The 23,086-nt window shown below is 69.5% G+C and carries 1 protein-coding gene (running past one end of the window); it reads right to left on the bottom strand.

Annotated elements, in window-relative coordinates; translation table 11 throughout:
• Window positions 1-5: 5 nt before the first annotated feature.
• On the bottom strand, window positions 6-23,086 hold the 3' portion of the coding sequence (locus ACFU4Z_RS24535) for a non-ribosomal peptide synthase/polyketide synthase (protein ID WP_379066828.1). The gene runs 2,176 nt beyond the window's last position; 23,081 of the gene's 25,257 nt are visible here — the last part of the coding sequence; its start codon lies off the right edge, out of view; it ends in the stop codon at window positions 6-8.

Raw genomic sequence — 23,086 nt, 5'->3', positions numbered from 1 at the left:
CGGGATCACGCACGATTCGCGTCGGCCAAGACCGTGGTCAGCACGTGGCCGATACGGGCAAGGGCGGACCCGGAAGTCATGCGCCAGTGCGAGGACTGGACGGCATGGTTGTGCACGGTGCCGTCGATGGCCGCCGACCAGCTCGCGGCGCCGGTGGCGCCGGTCGGATCGTCGAGTGCCGCGGTGAAGTAGACGAGATTGCCCTTGTACGGGCGCGGGCGGTAGCGGGTGATGAGCCGCAGCGAGCGGGTGCCCGCGTCCAGTACCCGGCCCAGACGCGTGGCGCCGAAGGAGGCGAACGGTTCCGGCAATTCGGCGATGCGCTGTGCGAGCCGGGTGCGGTCGAGTTCGGCGTCCGCGTCGTCGGCCTGTTCGCCGAGCAGGCCGCCGAGCAGATCGGCCAGCGGAACCGTCGCCGACTCGTCCACCGTGATGTTCAGCGAGCTGTCCATCATGGCGAGCAGGGCGACATGCTGGCCCTGATCCTGCAAGTGGATCGCCACCGCGTGCGCGAGCACACCGCCGAGCGACCAGCCGAGCAGGTGGTACGGGCCTTCCGGTTGGACGGCGCGGATTTCTCGTGTGTAGCGCAGCGCCCAGTCCTCGATCGAATCCGGCAGGGCGGCATCCGAACTCAGCACCGGCGACTGGATGCCGTAGATGCCGCGCTCGGGGTCGATATACGCGGCGAGCCCCGCGAAAGACCATGCGACGCCACCGACCGGATGCAGGCAGAACAGCGGCTCGCGGACGCCGCCCGGCCGCAGCGGCAGCAACACGTCGAACGCCGCGTGTGCCTCGACTCGGCCGCGGCCGGACCGGCGCGAGGCCAGCTGTGCGACCACACCCGCCGGTGTCGGGGCGGCGAACAGCCAGACGACCGGGATCTCTTCGACGAGCGCGGCACTCAGGCGGGTCGCGAGCCTGGTGGCGAGCAGCGAGTTGCCGCCGCGTTCGAAGAAGTTGTCGTCGAGCCCGATTCGCCCCGCCTCGAGCACCTCGGCGAAGACCGCGCAGACGGTCTGCTCCAGTTCGGTGGCCGGCGCCCGGAATTCGCGAGTACTCGTCTCCGGTCGCGGCAGAGCCGCCCGGTCGACCTTGCCATTCGCGTTCAACGGCAAGGCGTCCAGCTGCCGCAGCATCGCCGGGACCATGTAGCTGGGCAGCACATCGGTCAGCGCCGAGCGCAGCGCGTCGTGCTCGAGCCGCTCGGTGGCGGTGAAATACCCGATCAGCATTGCGTTCGCGCCACCGGTGTGCTGGGCGACGACGACGGCATCGGACACCGCGCGTTGCGAGCGCAGCGCGTGCTCGATCTCGGCGAGCTCGATACGGTAGCCGCGAACCTTCACCTGGAAGTCGCGGCGTTCGACGTACTCGAGGTTGCCGTCCGCGCCCCAGCGCACGATGTCGCCGGTGCGGTACAGGCGCGTCCCCGGTGTGCCGAACGGGTTGGCGACGAATCGTTCCGCGGTCAGCTCAGGCCGACCGTGATACCCCCTGGCCAGCTGGGCCCCACCGAGGTACAGCTCGCCGGTGACACCGGCCGGAACCGGATGCATCCGGTCGTCGAGAACATAGACCTGGTTGCCCGACTCCGGGGTGCCTATCGGCGCCACCGCATGCCTGGTACCGGCGCAGGCCGGGAATCTAGTGACCGAGACCGCCGCTTCGGTGGGGCCGTACAGGTTGTCGATCCGGGCACTGGTGAGCGCACCGACGCGATCGACCGTCGCGGTCGGCAATGCCTCGCCGATCACGAGCAGCCTGCGCAGCGAGCGCGGCAAGAGCCGGACGCCGGACGCCTCGGCCACCATGGCCAGCAGCGAAGGCACCAGCGTCACCGTGGTCACCGATGCGCGTCGAATCAGATCCACCAGCGCGGCCGGATCACGCTGGACACCCTGCGGCGCGAGCACTACCCGGGCCCCGGTGCGCAGGGCCCACCAGAATTCCCACACCGAGAGGTCGAACGCCGCCGAGGTCATCAGCAAGCTCGCGTCGTCGGTGTCCAGGCGGTACTCCGACTGCATCCAGTCCAATTGGTGTGCGATGGCCGCGTGCGGCACGGCGACACCCTTGGGTGTGCCGGTCGAGCCCGAGGTGAAGATGACATAGGCGGTGTTCGACGGCGTGAGCGCCGCCACCCGCTCCTCGGCGCGCACCGGGCCCGCATCCGCCACCACGTCGGCGATCGAGATATCCAGCACCACATCGTGTTGCGCCACCGCTTCCGGCAACATCGGCTGCCCGGGGGCGGTCAGCACCAACGCGGGGTTGGCGGCGGCCAGCACGCTCACGGTGCGTTCCAGCGGATGCGCGGGGTCGAGCGGCACGTACGCGCCGCCCGCGGCCACCACCGCGTACATCGCGACCATCAGGTCGATGCTGCGCGGGATGGCGAGAGCCACCAGCGCTTCCGGGCCGATACCGCGGCCGATAAGGGCGCGTGCCAGCCGGTACACCCGAGCGCCGAACTCCGCGTAGGTCAGGGTGGTCTCGTCGTCGACGACAGCCACCGCGTCCGGTGTCCGTGCCACTTGGGTGTCGAATGCGGTGACCAGCGTGGCCGGTGCGAATGCCCGGTCGGCCCGGTTCCAGGTCACGATCATGCGCTCGCGTTCGGCGGTGTCGAGCAGCGCGAGGTCACCGACCGGCCGGTGCGGCGCGGCACACACCGCGGTCAGCAGTCGTTGCAGGCGTCCGGCGAAGCCCGCGACGGTGGACTCGTCGAACAGCACAGTCGCGTAGGTGATCGAGGCGGACATGCCCGCCGGATCACCGTCCGCGTCGTATCGGTCGGTCACCACCAGGTGCAGATCGAATTGCGAGACCTCGTAGTCGAAATCGGCCGCGGTGGCGGTCGATCCGTCCAGTGCGAAGTCCGCTTCGGTCTGGTTGTGGAAGGAGAAGCCGACCTGGAACAGCGGGTGCCGCGCGGTCGAGCGCTCCGGATTCAGCACCTCGACCAGGCGCTCGAACGGCACGTCCGCGTGCGAGAAGGCCGCCACGTCCCTGGCGCGAACCTGGTCGAGCAGCTCGGTGAATCCCTCGGCCGCGTCCACCTGGGTGCGCAGCACCAGGGTGTTCACGAACATGCCGACCACGTCGTCGAGCGCGGCCTCGCCGCGGCCCGCGATCGGGGTGCCCAGCGCGATGTCCCGTGTTCCGGACAGGCGTGCGAGCAGGACCGCGAACGCGGCGTGCACCACCATGAACAGCGTCGCGCCGGACGCGCGGCCCAGCTCGGTGAGGCGGGCGTGCGCCTGCGCGTCGATCGCGAAATCCACATGCCCGCCGCGGGTGGCGGCGATGGCCGGTCGCGGCCGGTCGGTCGGCAGGGCAAGCTGGGCGGGCAGTTCGGCGAGTGTTTCGGTCCAGAACCGGAGTTGCTGGGAGACCAGCGACTCCGGATCGTCCTCGGAGCCGAGCAGCCTCCGTTGCCACACGCTGTAGTCCGCGTACTGCACCGGCAGCGGCGCCCACGCGGGAACGCCGCCCCGCTTGCGCGCGGCGTAGGCGACCATCACGTCGCGGGCCAGCGGCACCAGTGACGAACCGTCGGCGGCGATGTGGTGTACGACCACCACGAGCACGTGCTCGCCCGCCGTTGCCGCCTCGGCAGCGACAGGAACGAACAGCCGGGCCCGCAACGGCACCGATTCGGTGACGTCGAAGCCGCCGCCGATGAAATCGGTGACCGCGGCGACGAGGTCGTCGAGGGGAATCCGGATCGGCGCGAGCGTGGGCACGCCCGCCTGCTCGATCGGCAGCACCACCTGCACCGGGCCGGAATCGCGCTGCGGGTAGACGGTGCGCAGCACCTCGTGGCGCGCCACCACATCGGTGATCGCCGCGTTCAAGGCGGTGACGTCGAGATCGCCGGTCAGCCGCACCGCCAACGGAATGTTGTACGCGGTGGATTGGCGATCCAACCGGTTGAGGAACCACATGCGCTGCTGCGCGAGCGACAGCGGGACCGGATCCGTTCCGGCGCGCCTGGTCAGTGCGGGACGTGCCGGCGCCGCGGCCGGATCAGTGGCGGCGAGGGCGGCGGCCATGGCGCGCACCGTCGGATGCTCGAAGACCATCCGGACCCCGACCGTCAGATCAACGCGGTTGCCGAGCCGAGCGGCCAGTTGCGTGGCGATCAGCGAATTCCCGCCGAGCGCGAAGAAGTCGTCATCAGCGCCGACCGCGTTCGGCCGGTCGAGGCCGAGCACCTCCGCGATGGTCTCGGCGACCGCATGCTCGAAGGCGGTCTCCGGTGCGCGGTAGGCGGTGCGCGCCTGCACGGTCCGGAAATCGGGTTCCGGCAATGCCTTCCGATCCAGCTTGCCGGTGGGAGTCAGCGGCATGTCGTCTAGCACCATGATGGCGGCGGGCACCATATAGGCCGTCAGCGCGCGTCCGGCGAAGGCGGCGAGCTCCGCGGTGTCGATCGTGGCGTGTGCGGCGGCGACCACGTAGGCGATCAGCGACACATTCCCCGCGTCGTCGGTGTGGCCGATGGTCACCGCGTATTCGACGGTGTCGTGCGCCGCGAGCACGGTGTCGATCTCACCGAGCTCGATGCGCAGGCCGCGCACCTTGACCTGGTGGTCGGCGCGTCCCACGTAGTGGATCGCACCCCCGGTGGTCCAGCGGACCAGGTCGCCGGTTCGGTACAACCGTCCGCCCACGGGGCCGTAGGGGTCGGCGATGAAGCGGTCTGCCGACAGCGCGGGCCGCGCATGGTAGCCACGGGCGAGGCCGGGCCCGCGCAGGTACAGCTCACCGGTGACCCCGACCGGGACCGGTTGCAGTCCGGTGTCGAGCACCACCGCCGACATACCGTGGATCGGCGTGCCGATGTCGAACGGATCGCCGGGACGGATCCGTTCGCTGATGTTCGTGATGACCGTGGTTTCGGTCGGGCCGTAGGTGTTGAAGAAGGCACGCGTGGTTCCCCAGCGCTGCACCACATCCGGGCTGTAGGACTCACCGCCGACGGTCAGATGTGTGAGCTCGGGCAGCTGCGTCGCGTCGAGGGTTTGCAGCACGGCCGGTGTGATGAACGCATGGGTCACGCGCTGGTCGCGGATGAGCGCGGTCAGTTCGGCGCCACCGTAGACGCCGGACGGCGCGACCACCATCGCCGCACCGGCGGGCAGCGCGAGCAGCAGTTCGAGCATCGAGGCGTCGAAGCTGGGTGAGGTGACGTGCAGTGTCCTGGATGCCGAGGTGATCGAGTACCGATCACGCTGGGCACACGCGATTCCGGCGAGGCCCGCGTGTGTGGCCAGCACACCCTTGGGGACGCCGGTCGAGCCGGAGGTGTAGATCATCCACGCGGGGTTGTCGATCCGCACCGGGCGGACCAGTTCGTCCGCACCGATCGGCCCTGCGCTCGTGTGCCGCATCCGCGCCGTAACGGCGGGCGCGTCCAACATCAGCCATTCGGCGCCGCCGGGCAGTCCGGGCCGGCTCGCGGTGGTCGTGAGTCCGACCGCCGCGCCGGAATCCGACAGCATGTGCGCGATCCGATCGGCCGGGTAGGTCGGGTCGACCGGAACGAAGGCGGCGCCGGTCTTGGCCACCGCCCAGATCGCGAGCACCGACTCGGCCGAACGCGCGATGGCCACGGCGACGAAGTCTTCTGCGCCGATGCCGTGACCGATGAGCATTCTGGCCAGCCGTGACGACTGCTCGTCCAAGGCCCGATAGGTCAGCTCCCTCTCGGTTGCGATCACGGCGGTGGCATCGGGATTCATGGCGACGGCGGCGGCCATCAGCTCGGCGAGGGTCTGGCCGTGCACCGGGTCGGCGCCCCGCCTGCCGAGCAGGTCGGCGCGTTCGGCAGGAGCGAGCAGGTCGGCGGCACCGATCGCCGTATCGGGATTCGCGGTGAGCGCGCCGAGGAGGCGGCCGAACCGGCGCAGCAGCGTGGCGGCGGTGTCCGCGTCGAACAGGTCCGTGGCGTAGGTCAGCTCGACCGCGAGGTGACCGTCGGCATCCGGCTCGGCGGCGACGGTGAACTGCAGATCGAATCGCGCCACCGGCTCGTCGAATTCGACCGGCGTCAGCTCGAGGCCGGGCACCGAGACGGTGCCGGGCCCGGTATCGGCGTAGCTGAGCGCGACGGTGAAGAGCGGATGCCGTGCCTGCGAGCGCTCGACGCCGAGTTCATCGGCGACTCGCTCGAACGGAACCGTCGCATGGGCGAAGGCCGCCAGATCGACCGTCCTCGTCTGCGTGAGCAGTTCGGTGAACGACAGCTTGCGGTCCGGGCGGGTGCGCAGCACCAGGGTGTTGACGAACATGCCGACCAGATCGTCGAGCGCGGCCGCACCGCGCCCGGCGACCGGAGTACCGATGGCGATATCGGCGGATCCGGACAGCCGGGCCAGCAGCACCGCGAGGGCGGCGTGCACGACCATGAACGAGGTCGCATTGTGCTGTCTCGCAAGCTCGTGCACGCGAGCGCCGACGCCACCACCGATCCGCGCGCGCATGTTCGCACCACGCTCGGACGCGATGGCAGGCCGCGGCCGGTCGGTGGGCAGCGCGAGCTCTTGCGGCAATTCACGCAGGGTTTCGCGCCAGTACGCGAGCTGCGGTGCGGCCACCGAATCCAGCGACTGCGTCTGCCACAGCGCGTAGTCGGCGTACTGCGCGGCGAGTTCGGGCCAGGTCGGCGCGGTGTCGAGCAGCCGGGACAGATAGGCCGACAACAAGTCTCGCAGCAGCGGATTCATCGAATAGCCGTCCGCGGCGATGTGGTGCAGCACGGCGACGAGCACGTGACTGGATTCGTGCTCACGTAGCAGCACCGCGCGCACCGGCACCTCGGTGCTGACATCGAAGCCCGCGCCGATGAATTCGGCAATGCGCTCGTCGACCGACCGCAGCTCCCTGGTGTCGATGACCAGCCGCACCGGCGCAGGCTCGGCGGGCAGGATCACCTGGTGGCCGGTGCCGGTGGCATCCACCGGATACATCGTGCGCAGCACCTCGTGCCGGGCGACGACATCGGCGAAGGCGGCGCACAGGGCGACTTCGTCGAGTTCGCCGCGGATGCGCACGGCCACCGGAATGTTGTGCACGGCCGACGCCGGGTCGAGGCGGTTGAGGAACCACATGCCACGCTGCACCGGCGCGAGGGGAACGAGCTCGGGGCGCGGTCCGGCGATCAGCGGCACTACCTGTTCGGTCGCGTCCGCTTCGGCGGCGAGCCTGGCCGCCAGCGCCCGCACGGTCGGCGACTCGAACAGCAGCCGCACCGGAACCCGCCGACCGAGCCGCTCGCCGAGCCGGGCGAGCACTCGGGTGGCGATCAGCGAATTGCCACCGAGATCGAAGAAGTTGTCGTCGGCGCCGACGGGCGAGGACCCGAGCACCGCCTCGAACGCCGCGGCGACAAGACGCTCGGCCGGGGTGACGGGCGCGCGATAGGCGGTCCGGTCGAACACCGGCTCCGGCAGGGCGTTTCGATCGAGTTTGCCGGAAGCGTTGAGCGGGAAGGCATCCAGCACCACGACCGCCGAGGGCACCATGTAGGACGGCAGGGCGTCGGACGCGGCGCGCGATACTCGGCTCTCGACCTCGTCGGCTCCGATTCCACCGAGCGCGGTCACGTACACAACCAGGTGATCGCCGACGCCTGCGCGGACGACCCCGGCGGCGGCCTGGCCGACACCAGGCACAGCGGCCACGACAGATTCGATCTCGCCCAGTTCGATGCGCTGCCCGCGGAACTTCACCTGGAAGTCGGTGCGGCCCAAATACCCCAATTCGGCGGTGGTAACACTGGTTTCCCAGCGAACCAGATCGCCCGTGCGGTACATGCGCTCGCCGGGCTCACCGAAGGGGTTGGCGACGAAGCGGTCCGAGGTCAGCTCGGGCCTGCCGTGGTAGCCGCGGGCGAGCTGGGCGCCCGCCAGGTACAGCTCTCCCGCGACACCGGGAAGGGTCGGGCGCAGGCGCGAATCCAGCACGTAGACCCGGCTGTTCCATTCCGGGTTACCGATCGGCATGACGGTGCGGTCGATTTCACCGGTGACGTCGCGGTGGGTGATGCTCACCGCCGCCTCGGTGGGGCCGTACAGGTTGTGCAGCCGCGCCCCGCTGACCGCGCCGAAGGCACGGACGGTTTCGGCGGGCAATGCCTCACCGATGACGAACACCGTGCGCAGCGTCGCGAGCGCGTCGGTGTCGGCGTGCCCCGCGAAGACGCTCAGCATCGACGGAACGAAATCGGTGAGGGTGACGCCGTGCTCGACGATGACCTCGGTCAGATAACCCGGATCGCGATGGCCCTCCGGGGTGGCCAGGATCAGTGTCGCCCCGATCCGCAGCGGCAGGAAGTACCCCCACAGCGAGACGTCGAAGGTGGTCGCCGTCTTCTGCAGGTACACATCCTGCGAGGTCAGCACGTACTCCGATTGCATCCAGGTCATCTGGTTGACGATCGCGGCGTGCGAGACGCTGACGCCCTTGGGCTTACCGGTCGACCCGGAGGTGAACAGAACGTAGGCGGGGTGGTGCGGGTGGAGCGCGGCGGTCCGCTCGCCGGCCGCGATCGGGTCGTCGGCGTAGCCGTTCAGGCCGACCGAGTCGAGGCAGATCGTCGGCCCGGCATAGCCGAAGTCGGCTCGATCGGCTTCGGTGGTGAGCAGCGCGGCAGGCTGCGCGGTATCGAGAATGTGCGCGATGCGCAGGGCCGGATGATCCGGATCGATCGGGACGTAGGCGCCACCGGCCTTGAGCACCGCGTACATCGCGACCACCAGGTCGGTCGAGCGCCGAATGGCCAGCGCCACCAGCGATTCCGGGCCGACTCCCCCGGCGATCAGGCATCGGGCGAGCTGGTTGGTCCGACGGTCCAATTCGTCGTAGGTGATAGTCGCGCCCGCACTGCCGTTCTCGGCCGCGAACACCAGCGCCGTGGCGTCCGGGGTGGCCGCGGCCTGCGCCTCGAACTCGTCGAGCAGTAGTTCCGCGACGAACGCGGTGTGCGCCGAGTCGTTCCATCGGCGCACCACCCGGTCCCATTCGCCGGACTCGAACAGGTCGATATCGCCGACCACCTGCGCGGGGTCGGCGACCACCGCCGCCAGCAGGCGGGTGAATCTGGCACCGAAGGTGACGATGGTCGACTCGTCGAAAAGATCTGTCGCATAAGTGAATCGGAGTGCGTCATCGGCGACGGTCAGCTGCAGGTCGAATCGGGTCGTCGCGTACTCGAAGTCGTGCTCGGTGAGGGTCACCCCCGCAGGCTCGACCGCGACCGGCGCGAGGTTCTGGAAGAACAGCGCGATCTGGAACAGCGGATGGCGCGCTTCGGAGCGGGGCGGGTCGAGCACCTCGACCAGTCGCTCGAACGGCACCTCGGCGTGCGCGAAGGCATCCAGATCGCCCTCGCGCACCCGTCGCAGCACGGCGGCGAAGGTGTCCGAACCGGGCACCTCCGCGCGCAGCACCTGGGTATTGACGAACATGCCGACCAGATCGTCGAGCGCGGCAGCGCCGCGGCCCGCGATCGGCGCACCGATGGCGATGTCTTCCCCGCCCGACATCCTGGCCAGCAGCGTGGCGAGCGCGGCATGCACCACCATGAACGGGCTGGCGTCGTATCGCCGGGCGATGGCGGCGATTCCGTCTCGAAGCGCAGCGTCGAGAGCGAGGGTGGCGGTCGCCGCGGCATGGGTGGCGATCGCCGGACGCGGCCGGTCGGCAGGCAGGTCGAGCTGTGCGGGCAGCCCGCGCAGGGTCTGCTGCCAATAGCGCAGCTGTGCCGCGGCCAGCGATTCCGGATCGTCCTCGGCCCCGAGCAGCTCGCGTTGCCAGAGCGCGTAATCGGCGTACTGCACATCGAGTTCGGTCCAGGCCGGCGCGCCGCCGGTGGCGCGCGCCGCATAAGCGGTGGCGATATCGCGAGCCAGCGGGCCCATCGAAAAGCCGTCGGCCGCGATGTGATGCACCACCAGCGCGAGAATGTGCTCGCGATCGGACAGTCGGGCCAGGCCGACGCGCAGCGGCACCGCGGCGGTGACGTCGAACGGCGCCGCCGCCAGATCCAGCAGCGCGGCAGCCACATTCGCCGGATCGAGCGCCACGATCGGCGGGGTGTGCGTGCGGTCCAGGATCCGCTGGAACCCGGTGCCGTCGATATCCGGATACACGGTGCGCAGCGTCTCGTGCCTGCCGACCACGTCGGCGAGCGCGGCGGCCAGCGCGCCGGTGTCGAGGTCGCCGGTCAGCCGGATGGCGACCGGGATGTTGCTGACCGTCTCGTCCGGGTCGAAACGGTTGAGGAACCACATGCGCTGCTGCGCGGGTGACAGCGGCACCAGCTCGGGTCGTGGCCGCGCGGCGAGCTTCGGACGGCGGCTGGTGCCTGCCAGCCGGGCCGCCCGTGCGGCGAGCCCCGCCACGGTCGGTGTCTCGAACAACAGCCGGACCGGGATGTCCGCGTTCACCGCGACGCCGAGCCGCGCGGCCACCTGGGTGGCGATCAGCGAGTTGCCGCCGAGTGCGAAGAAATCGTCTTCCGCGCCGAGCTTTTCGATGCCGAGCAACTCGCCGATGATGCCCGCGACCGTGTGCTCGGCAGCGGTCTCCGGTGCCCGATAGGCCGCCGTATGAAACTCGGGCGCGGGCAGCGCCGCGCGGTCGAGTTTGCCGGAAGCGTTGAGCGGGAGAGCATCCAGCGCGACGAACGCCGACGGCACCATGTAGGCGGGCAGCACCGCGTTCAGCTCGGCGCGCACGCCGTCGGTGTCGACTGCCGTCTGCGCCGCGATCAGATACGCGACCAGCTGGTCGCCGAGCCGGTCGTCGGTGCGCACCACTACGACGGCCTGCCCGATGGCGGCCATGGCGGTGAGCGCGGCCTCGATCTCGCCGAGCTCGACGCGCAGGCCACGCAGTTTCACCTGGAAGTCGGTGCGACCCAGGTATTCCAGTTCGCCCGCTGCGGTCCACCGCACCAGGTCACCGGTGCGGTACATCCGCTCGCCCGCGCCGAACGGACTGGCCACGAACCGATCCGCGGTCAGCTCCGCGCGGGCGACATACCCCTGCGCCAGTTGCCTGCCCGCCAGGTACAACTCGCCCGCGACGCCGGCGGGCACCGGGCGCAGCCGTGAATCCAGTACGTACACCCGGGTGTTGGACACCGGTCGCCCGATCGGCACCGACACCGCGTCGGCGTCGGCGACCTCGTGGTAGGTCACATCGACGGCGGCTTCGGTCGGACCGTAGAGGTTGTGCAGGCGGGCTCCGGTGAGCGCACGCAGCCGTTGTGCCGTCACCGCGGGCAACGCTTCCCCGGAAGCGAACACCTGCCTCAGCGAAACACACTGCGCGGCAAGTCCATCGGCGACGAACACCGCGAGCATCGAAGGCACGAAATGCACGACCGTGACCCGCTCCGCGGACATGAGGCGGGCCAGATAGACCGGGTCGCGATGCCCGTCCGGGCGCGCGACGATCAACCGGGCCCCGACCTGCAACGGCCAGAAGAACTCCCACACCGACACATCGAAGGTCGCGGGCGTCTTCTGCAAGACGACATCGTCATCGGAGAGCGGGTATTCGGCCTGCATCCAGCGCAGCCGGTTGACGATCGCCGCGTGCGATACCGTGACGCCCTTCGGCCGACCGGTCGAGCCCGACGTGAAGATCACATAGGCGGGATGGCCAGGAGCCAACACCCCCGTCCGATCCGCGTCGGTCAGCGGCCGCGCCGAATAGGCGGCCAGGTCGAGACGGTCGATCCTGAGCTGCCGCACTCCCCCGACTTCCAGATCGAGCCCTGCGGTCAGCACACAGACGGGTCGCGCGGTCGCGAGCATGTATTCGGTGCGCTCGGCCGGGTGATCCGGGTCGAGCGGAACGTAGGCGCCACCCGCGACCGTCACCGCGTACATGCCGATGACCAGGTCGATCGAACGCCGCATCCCCAGCGCCACCAGCGAATCCGGGCCGACACCCTGCGCGACGAGGAACCGCGCCAACTGGTGCACGCGCGCCGCGAAGTCGCAGTAGGACAGACTCGTGCCCGCCTGGGTCACCGCGGGCGCGAACGGTGTCCGCGCCGCCTGGGCCTCGAACAGCGACACCAGCGTCGCGGTCGAGTCGAACTCGGTGGTCGTCGCGTTCCAGGATTCCAGGATGCGCACCCGCTCGGCGTCATCCAGCAGTTCGATATCACCGAGCCGCACCGCCGAATCCAGCACGACGGTCTCCAGCACCCGCACGAAACGTGTGGCGAACGACCGGACCGTCGACTCGTCGAACAGGTCTGTCGCATAACGCAGTTCCGCACGCAGTGCGGTGCCGTCCGCCGCGGCGACCTCCGTCAGCGCCAGCGACAACTCGAACTGCGCGATCGGATTGTCCAACTCGAACGCCGAGACCTCCAGCCCGGGCAGCCGCAGCATCGTGTCGTCGCGATGCTCGAAGGTGAGCAGCGTTTGAATGATCGGCGAATGTGCTTGCGAGCGGACCGGATTCAGCTCCTCGACCAGACGCTCGAAGGGCAGATCGGCATTCGCGAAGGCACGGACATCGGTGTCGCGCACCTGTGCGAGCAGCTCGCCGAACGACGCGCCTGCCGACACCGGGGTGCGCAGAACCAGGGTATTGACGAACATGCCGACCAGATCGTCGAGTGCTTCCTCGGCCCGGCCCGCGATGGGCGTGCCGATCGCGACATCGTCGGTTCCCGCCAGCCGCGCGAGCACGGTGGCGAAGGCGGCGTGCACGACCATGAAGGTCGACACCCCGTGCCTGCGTGCGAGATCGGCGATCGCCGTGGTCTTCTCGGCGGCGACCTCGAAGCCGACCGCGGCGCCGCGGCCGGAGGCCACCGGCGGACGCGGCCGGTCGGTCGGCAGCTCGAGAACCGGTGCGAGCCCGTCGAGTTCGGCACGCCAGTGCGCGATCTGGCCCGCCAGCACCGATTCCGGATCGGTGGCCGAGCCCAACACCTCGCGCTGCCACAGGGTGAAGTCCGCGTACTGAACCGGCAGCGGACGCCATTGCGGCTGCGCGCCCGCCGTGCGCGCGGCATAGGCGGCCATCAGGTCCCTGGCCAGCGGGCCGGTGGAGACGCCGTCCGCGGCGATGTGGTGCACCACGACGACCAGCACGTGATCGTGCGGCGCGACGCGCAACACTGTGGCCCGCACCGGCAGGCCGGTGCGCAGATCGAAGCCGAGCCCGACGGCCGCGACAACCGCGCTCGGCAGCTCGTCGGTGGTGACGTCCACCTGGCGCAGCCGCAGACCGATCTCCGCCATCGGCGTGACCACCTGGGCAGGCCCCGCCCCGTCGTCCGGGAAGACCGTCCGCAGCGACTCGTGCCTGCCGATGACATCGAGCAGGGCGGCGCGCAGGGCGGCGAGGTCCAGCGCGCCCGCGAGCCGGATGGTGATCGGGATGTTGTAGACGGCCGAGTCCGGATCGAGCCGGTTGAGCAACCACATTCGGGTCTGCGCCTGCGACAGCGGGATTCGTGACGGTCGCGCCGTGGCGACGAGCGGCGGCAGCGCCCGTTGCGGCGTCCGGGTCACGTGCACGGCCAGTTGCGCGACGGTCGGCGACTCGAATACCGCACGCACGTTCAGATCACAGCCCAGCGCGGCATTCGCGCGGGCGACCAGGCGCATGGCGAGCAGTGAATTGCCGCCGCGCGCGAAGAAATCGTCGTCGGCGCCGATCGGCGCGTCATCGGCGACCCCGAGCAGGTCACCGATCAGCGCGGCGAGCACCGATTCACCACCCTCGCGCGGCGCACGGAATGCCGTTGCCGGACCGGTGAACTCGACAACCGGGAGTGCCGCGCGATCGAGCTTGCCCACCGTGGTGAGCGGCATCTCCTCCAGCACGACCAGGTGGGCGGGAACCATGTAGCCGGGCAGCCGGTCGCGGACAGCGGTATGCACCGCGGCGGCCGATAACCCGTTGCCGGACACGTAGCCCACCAGGCATTCGGTGCCCGCGGCGTCGCGTGCCAACACCACCGCGGCGTTCGTGACGCCCGCGGCCGCCAGCAACGCCGATTCGATCTCGCCGAGCTCGATCCGCTGACCGCGCAGCTTCACCTGGAAATCGTTGCGGCCCAAGTAGACCAGGTCGCCGTCCCGGTTCCAGCGCACCAGGTCGCCGGTGCGGTACATGCGAGCCCCTGGCACGCCGAAAGGATCGGCGAGAAACCGCTCCGCGGTGAGTCCGGTCCGGCCTTCATAGCCACGCGCCAACTGATCGCCGGCCAGATACAGCTCACCTGTGACGCCTGTCGGCACCGGACGCAGCCGGGTGTCGAGCACGTAGGCGCGGGTGTTCCAGTTCGGCCGGCCGATGGCCAGGTCGGGGCCTTGATCGGCGTCGGTGAATTCGTGGTAGATCGTCGAGATCGCGGCCTCGGTCGGTCCGTACGCATTGTGCACGGACCCGCCGATGTGCTCACGCAGCGCGCCGAGCAGCTCAGAGGGCAATGCCTCACCGCCACAGTGCAAATGGCGGAACGAGCGCAATGCGTCACCGTGCCCCTCGGCGAGCAGCGCGGCGAGCACCGAGGGCACGTGCTCGGCGAACGTGACGGCGTGTTCGCGCATCAGCCCGGCCAGATAGTCCAGGTCGAGGTGACCGCCGGGACGCGGAATCACCAGTGGCGCACCGACCGCCGCGGGCAGGAAGCATTCCCACACCGAAACGTCGAAGGTGAGCGGCGCACGCTGCATGATCCGATCGTCGGCGGTGACCTCGTATCGGCTTTCCAGCCAGCGCAATTGGTTCATGATGGCCCGATGGCTGGTGGTCACGCCCTTGGGCAGACCGGTCGAACCCGACGTGAACAGCACATAGGCGGCGTTGTCCGGTCGCAGTGGTGCGATGCGGTCGCCGCCGAGGATCGGGCCTGCGCCCAGGCCCGCGAGTGCCAGCCGCTCGACCGCGGTCACCCGGACTCCTGGCAGCGGGGGCAGCGTCGCCCCGCCCACGGCAAGCACCAGCCGCACGCCTGCCGTACCGAGGATGTGTTCGATCCGTTCGGCAGGATGATCCGGATCGACGGGCAGATACGCGCCGCCCGCCTGCACGATCGCGAACATCGCCACGATCATGTCGACGGACTTCCGCGCGGCGAGCCCGACGATCGTGTCGGGGCCGATCCCTTCCGAGATCAGCAGGCGGGCAAGCCGGTTCGACCTGGCAGCCAGTTCGCCGTAGGTCACGCAAGCGCCCTCGAACAGCAGCGCGGCCGCATCGGGATTCGCCGCGGCATTGCGGTCGAGCAGGTCACCGAGTGTCTCGCGGGGCAGCCGGTGCACAGTGGCATTGCGGTCGGAGAGCAGCAGTCCGCGCTCGGCCACCGACATCAGCTCGACATCGCCGACCATCGTGCGAGCGTCGCGCACGATGGCGCGCAGCACCCGTTCGAAACCGGCCAGGAAGCCGGCGGCCGTGTGTTCGTCGAACAAGTCGAGTGCGTAATGCAGGTGCACGTCGATGCCGTCGGCCGAGCCGTCGGCGTCATAGCGGTCGGTGAGCGTCCAGTCCAAGTCCAACTGGATCGGGCCAGGACCCGCGTCAATGGCGGCGATGGCGAGCCGGTTGAGCCGGAAGTCCGGCTTGGTCTGGTTCTGCAGCGTCAGCGACACCTGGTACAGCGGCGCATGCGCCTGGGAGCGAACCGGGTTCAGCACCTCGACCAACTGCTCGAACGGCACTGCCGCGTGATCGAATGCGGCGAGATCGGTGTCGCGGACGTGGTCGAGCAGCTCGGCGAGGCGTGCGTCGGGTCGAACGTCGGTGCGCAGCAGCAGCGTATTGACGAACATGCCGACGAGTTCGTCGAGCGCCTCGTCGCCGCGGCCCGCGACCGGCGCGCCGATCACCACCTCGGCGGTACCCGCGAGGCGGGCGAGCAGCACCGCGAGCGCGGTGTGCAGGACCATGAACGGCGAGACCCGGTGCGTCGTCGCCACCTCCTGGATCGACTGGTGCAGTGCACGATCCAACCGGCCGGTGATCGCGGCCCCTCGGTGGGTGGACACCGCTGGGCGCGCCCGATCCGACGGGAGTGTCAGCACCTCGGGCAGGCCGTCCAACCGCCGTGTCCAATAACGCAATTGGCGGGCCAGCACCGACGTCTCATCGGCACTGCCGCCCAGCGCGGCCCGCTGCCAGATCGCGAAGTCCGCGTACTGCACCCGTAGCGCGCCCCAGGCGGGTGCGAGGCCCGCGCAGCGGGCCACATAGGCGGCGGCCAGATCACGGGTCAGCGGTGCCGCCGACCAGCCGTCGGCGGCGATGTGGTGCACCACGAACAGCAGGATGTGCACCTGCTGGCCGGTCCGAACCGGCGGCTCCTCGTCCAGGCGCAGCAACCGCACCCGCATCGGCACCTCGGTGGTGACGTCGAAACCGGTCTGCGCCACGGCGGTAACGATCCGTTCCAGCTCGGCGGCGGCGACCGGCTCCGCGACCAGCTCGACCAGACGGGTTCCGGCGGGCAGGATCAGCTGGGTGGCCGCGCCGTCGCGCTCCGGGTACAGGGTGCGCAGCGTTTCGTGCCTGCCGATCACGTCGGCGATCGCGGCTCGGAGCGCGGGCACGTTCAGCATGCCGGTCAGCCGCAGCGCGAACGGGATGTTGTAGCCGCCGCCGCGGGCGTCGAATCGGTTGAGGAACCACATGCGCTGCTGCGCGACCGATAGCGGAATCGCCGCGTCGCGATCCTGCGCGACCAGCGGCGGCAGCGGCCGCTGTTCGACCTCCGCCGCCGCGATCCTGCGGGCGAGATCGCGCACGGTCGGCGCGTCGAACACCGCGCGTACCGGGACCTGCGTGCCGAGTGCTTTGGTCAGCCGTGCGGCCAGTTGCGTGGCGATGAGCGAGTTTCCGCCGAGTGCGAAGAAGTCGTCGTCCGCGCCGACCCGATCGGCGCCGAGCAGTGCGGCGAACGTCGCTGCCACGATGGATTCGGTGTCGCCGGTGGGCGCGCGGAACTCGACCGAGGCAGGCACCGGTTCGGGCAATGCCTCGCGGTCCAGCTTGCCGACGGGAGTCAGCGGGAGCTGCGCGAGCACCACGATGGCCGAGGGCACCATGTGCGAGGGCAACGTGCGCGCGGCGAAGGCGGTGAGTTCGGCCGGATCCGGCGACCGGCCCGGCGCGGGCAGCACATAGGAGACGAGAATCGTCGCGCCGGAGGCATGCTCGCGTCCCAGCGTGGTCGCGAACTCGATATCCGAGTGTCCGGTGAGCACCGCGTCGATCTCACCGAGTTCGATGCGGAACCCGCGGATCTTCACCTGGAAATCCGAGCGACCGACGTAATCCAGCTCCCCGTCCAACCAGCGCACCACATCGCCGGTGCGGTACATCCGCGCGCCGGGCGCGCCCCAGGGATTGGCCACGAACCGATCCGCGGACAGCCCGGCGCGATTGCGATAGCCGCGCGCCAAAGCGCCGCCGGCCAAATACAATTCGCCTGTCACACCCGGTGGTACCGGGTTGAGGCGGCCGTCGAGCACCAGCGCCGCCATGCCGGGCACCGGTGTGCCGATAGTGATGTGCCGCCCCGCCGACAGCTGCGCGTAGGAGGAGATGATCGTGGTCTCGGTCGGGCCGTAGCCGTTGAGATACCGCCGTCCCGGCTGCCATTTGGCCAGCAGCTCCGGTGTGGTCACATCGCCGCCGACCGAGGCTGTCAACAGCTGCTGCTGACCGGCGGGGTCGACGGTGCCGAGGACCGCGGGCGTGATGATCGTGTGGGTCACGCTCTCCGCGCGCAACAACGCGCCGAGCTCCGCGCCGCCGATGATGCTCGACGGCACAATCACCAGCGTCGCGCCCACGGAGAACGCGCACACCCATTCGAGCACCGACGGATCGAAACTGGGCGAGCAGATGTGCAGGAACCGGTGCTCCGATCCCAGCTGGTAGAGCCGGGTCGCGTGGTCGGTGAGACCACCGAGACCCGAATGAGTCACCGTGACGCCCTTGGGCATACCGGTCGAGCCCGATGTGTAGATCACATACGCCGGGTGCTGCATCCGCAGCGGGGTCACGCGATCGGCATCGGTCACGGGCGCGGCGGACTTCGCCACGCACAACGCGATCGTCGAGGGCGCGTCGAGGACGAGCCAGTCCACGTCGTCGGGCAGGCCGTCGACGTGGCCGGAACCGGTGATGCCGAGCACCGCGGCGGAGTCGGTCACCATATGCCGCACCCGGTGCACCGGATAGGTCGGATCGACCGGCACGTGCGCGCCACCGGCTTTGGCGACGGCGAGCACCGCCGCCACCATCTCATACGATCGCGGGAACGACACCGCGACAAGACTTTCCGGACCGACACCGCGATCGATCAGGACCCGCGCCAGCCGCGAGGAATAGTCGTCGAGCTCGCCGTAGGTGATCGATCTGCCCTCGTACCGCACCGCGATCCGGCTCCTGCCGAATCGCACGCCTCGGGTGAGCAGATCCGGCAGCAGCGCGGTCGCCATCACCTCGTCGCCGGGCACGCGGGTCAGCGCGGCGTACTCGGACTCGGCCAGCAGCGGCAGATCGCCGACGGGCGCGTCGGGCCGGGTGACGATCTCGGTGAGCAGCCGGGTGAACCGCTGCGCGAATACCCGGACAGTGGCCTCGTCGAACAGATCCCGCGCATACGAGAACTCGGCCAGCATCCCGGATTCGGCATGGCGGATAGCCAGCGACAGATCGAACTTCGCGGCGTCGAATTCGATATCGACGGCCTCGACGAGCAACCCGGGCAGCTCGAACCGGCTCTCCGGCAGGTCCTCGGAGGTCAATGCCACCTGGAACAGCGGGTGCCGTGCCGTCGAACGCTCCGGATTCAACAGCTCGACCAGCCGTTCGAACGGCAGATCGGCGTGCGCGAACGCCCGCAGGTCGGCGTCTCTGGTTCGCTCCAGCAACGCGGTGAACGTCGCGTGTCCCGGCACCTGAGTGCGCAACACGAGGGTGTTGACGAACATGCCGATCAGGTCGTCGAGTTCGGTGTCGCCGCGACCGGCGATCGGGGTGCCGATCGCGATGTCGTCGGTGTCCGACAGGCGTGCCAGGAAGACCGCGAGTGCGGTGTGCACGACCATGAAGAGGGTCGCCTGCTGCGCGCGGGCGATCCGCTGCAGACCCTGCCGCAACTCGGCGTCGATCGGAAACGCCACCCGGCCACCGGCATACGACGGCACCGAGGGCCGCGGCCGGTCCGCGGGCAGGTTCAGCTCCGCGGGCAGGCCGTCGAGGGTGCTGCGCCAGTATGCGGCCTGTGCCGAGATCAGACTGTCCGGATCGGATTCCGCGCCGAGCGTCTCACGCTGCCAGAGGGTGTAGTCCGCGTACTGCACCGGCAGCGGCGCCCACGCCGGCGCGACCCGTGCGGCACGCGCCGCGTAGGCCGCCATCACGTCTCGCGTGAGCGGCCCGATGGACCACCCGTCCGCGCTGATGTGGTGCGCGACGAGCACCAGAACGTACTCCGGATCGGCGTCGAGGCCGGGGCCGAGGACTCGGAACAGTTCAGCCCGCAGCGGGACCTCGCTGGTCACATCGAACCCGCCGGACACCTCCTCGGCGATGCGCGCACCGAGCGATTCGACCTCCACCGGAATGGGGGTCAGATCGACAACCATTTCGTCGAGGGTCAGCACCAACTGGTAGGCGACACCATCCTGCTCCGGATACACCGTGCGCAGTGCCTCGTGCCTGCCGATCACATCGGTGACGGCCTGCTGCAACGCGGCGATATCCAGATCACCGGTCAACCGGACCGCGACCGGGATGTTGTGCACCGCCGAGGTGGTGTCGAAGCGGTTGAGAAACCACATCCGCTGCTGCGCCAGCGACAGCGGAATCAACTCGGGGCGCTGCTCGGGCACCAGGTGACGACGCGGCGCACCGGTCGTGCTCAGTTCGCTCACCGTGGCAGCGAAGCCCTCCACGGTGGACGCCTCGAAGAGCGCACGAACCGGAATCCGGGTGCCGACGGCTTCCCCTGCCCGTGCGGTGACCTGGGTGGCGTCCAGCGAGCTGCCGCCGAGTGCGAAGAAGTCGTCGTCCAGCCCCACCCGCTCGACCCGAAGCACTGCGGCGAACACCGCGGCCACCAGGCGCTGCACGGCATTGCCCGGCGCTCGAAAACGTCTGGGCTGCACTACCGGAATCGGTAGCGCACCACGATCCAGCTTTCCACTGGTGTTGAGCGGGAACTCGGCCACCTCGACGAGCGCGGTGGGCACCATGTATCCGGGTAGCTCCCGCGCCAGCGCCGCCCGCATCACGTCGAGGTCGAGCTCGCCGCCCGAGGTGCGAACCACATACCCCGCCAGGTAGTCACCGGTGTCGGCACTGATCACACGCGCCGCGGCCCGGCTCACGCCGGGCACCGCGAGCAAGGCGGTCTCGATTTCGGCGAGCTCGATGCGCTGACCGCGCAATTTCACCTGGAAGTCGACGCGGCCGAGGTAGACGAGTTCGCCGTCCCGGCTCCACCGCACCAGGTCGCCGGTGCGGTACATCCGGTCGCCGCGGCGGCCGAACGGATTGGCGACGAAGCGCTCGGCGGTCAGATCCACCCGCCCGTGATAGCCGCGCGCCAGCTGGTCGCCCGCCAGATACAGCTCACCGGGCACCCCGATCGGCACCGGACGCAGTCGCGAATCCAGCACGTAGACCTGGGAATTCCACTCCGGTTCACCGATCGGCACGAGCGGGGCGTCGTCGGTGGTCACCTCGCGTGCGGTGATCGATACGGCGGCCTCGGTCGGCCCGTACAGGTTGTGCAACGCGGCGGTGCTGACGGCGTGGAAGGCGGCGATGGCCTCGGGCGCCAACGCCTCACCGATGACGAAAACCTCACGCAGCGAGTCGAGTTCACCGGGCTCGGCGTTGGCGGCGAACACCGAAAGCATGGAGGGCACGAAATCGGTCAGCGTAACCCGGTGGCGGGCGATAGTTTCCGCGATGTAGCGAGGATCGCGGTGCCCGTCCACGGCGGCGAGCAGCAGGGTCGCGCCCGCGCGCAGCGGCAGGAAATAGCCCCACAGCGATACATCGAAGGTGGTCGCGGTCTTCTGCAGGTACACATCGCCGGTGCGGATGCGGTATTCGTCGTGCATCCAGGCCAGCTGGTTCGCGATGGCGCGGTGCGCGATGGCCACGCCTTTCGGCCTGCCGGTCGAGCCGGAGGTGAAGATGACGTAGGCCGGGTGCTCGGGACGCAGTGTGGCGAGCCGTTCGCGGTCGCCGATCTTGGCGACCGAGTAGCCCGACAGCTCGAGCTCGTCGAGGTGGATCAGGTGTACGGCGGCCGCATCGGGCAACGCGAAACCGGTCGAGCGCGTGGTGAGCACGAGGTGTGGCCGTGCGGTGCCGAGAATGTGCCGAATTCGTTCGGCGGGGTGATGGGGGTCTACCGGTACGTAAGCTCCGCCCGCCCGCAGCACCGCGTACATGGCCACGACGAGCTCGATCGAGCGTGGCAGTGCGAGCACCACCAGTTTCTCCGGACCGACGCCGGTCTCGATCAGCAGCCGGGCCAGTCGGTTGGCGCGCTCGGAGAGCTCGGTGTAGGTCACCTCCGTCGTATCACTCACCAGCGCGAACGCATTCGGGGTACGCCGAACCTGGTTGTCGAACCCCTCGTGCAGGTACCGGTCGGCCACCTTGTGCCCGCTGGCATTCCAGCTCGCGGTGACATAGTCGAGCTCGCCCGCGTCCATGAGTTCGATATCACCGATCGGGATCTCCGGCGTCGCGACGACAGCGCGCAGCAACCGCAGGAATTTCACACCGAACTCGCGGACGGTGGCGGGGTCGAACAGGTCGGTGGCGTAGGTGAATTCGGCGCGGTAGCCGGTGTCGGCCGCATCGGTGCCGGAGATGGTCAGCTGAAGATCGAACTTGGCGAACCCGGGATCGAAGTCGACGATGTCCGCGGCAAGGCCCGGCATGGTCAGTGCGATCGGACCGATGTTCTGCATGAACAGCGCGACCTGGAACAGTGGGTGCCTGGCCTGGGATCGGGCCGGATCGACCACCTCGACCAGGCGCTCGAAGGGGATGTCGCTGTGCGCGAAGGCACGCAGGTCGCGGTCGCGGGCGTGGGTGACGAGGTCGGCGAAGGACGCCGCACCGCGCACCTCGGTGCGCAGCACCAGCGTGTTGACGAACATGCCGACGAGGTCGTCGAGTGCTCGGTCACCGCGACCGGCGACCGGGGTTCCGACCGCTATGTCGGAGGTGCCGGAGAGTCTGGCCAGCAGCGCGGCCAGCGCGGCGTGCAGCACCATGAACGGCGTGGCCCGGCACCGCGCGGCGATCGCGTCGAGCTCGGCCCGCAGTGCGGCATCGATCGCGAATTCGTGAGTCGCGCCGCGGTAGGAGGCGGTCGCGGGGCGGGGACGATCGGCGGGTAGCTCGAGTTGGCCCGGTAGCTCGGCTAGTTCGGCGGCCCAGAATTCGAGCTGACGTGCGGCCGTGGATTCGGGGTCGGCTTCATCCCCGAGCACCTGCCGCTGCCACAGCGCGTAGTCCGCGTACTGCACCGTCAGCGGAGCCCAGTCCGGCCCGCGTCCGCTGCGGCGGGCGGTATACGCGGTGATCAGGTCGCGCATCAACGGTCCCATCGAGACACCGTCGGCGGCGATGTGATGCACCACCAGTACCAGCGTGTGATCCTGTGCGCCGCTGCGCAGCAACCGCACCCGGACCGGGATCTCCTCGGTGACATCGAAGCCGTGACCGGCGATCGCCATGACCGCGCCCGCGAGGTCCGCCGCAGGCACCTCCGAGGGCGACAGATCGAATACGGCATGCACCGAACGCACCTGCTGCACCGGTCCGGCGTCGGTCTGCGGGTATACGGTGCGCAGGATCTCGTGCCGCGCGACGATATCGGTGATCGCCACCGACAACGCCTCGACATCGAGCGCACCGCGCAGCCGCAAGGCGACCGGAATGTTGTCCACCGCCGCGGTGTCGAAGATGTACGCGGACTCCGTGTCGACGCCGAACCGGTTGAGAAACCACATTCGCCGCTGCGCGGGCGACAGCGGGATACGCTCCG

The sequence above is a fragment of the Nocardia sp. NPDC057440 genome (assembly GCF_042802915.1).
GTDB lineage: Bacteria > Actinomycetota > Actinomycetes > Mycobacteriales > Mycobacteriaceae > Nocardia.
The sequence above is the reverse complement of the archived record's forward strand: the minus strand, read 5'-3'. Positions and strand labels throughout refer to the sequence as shown.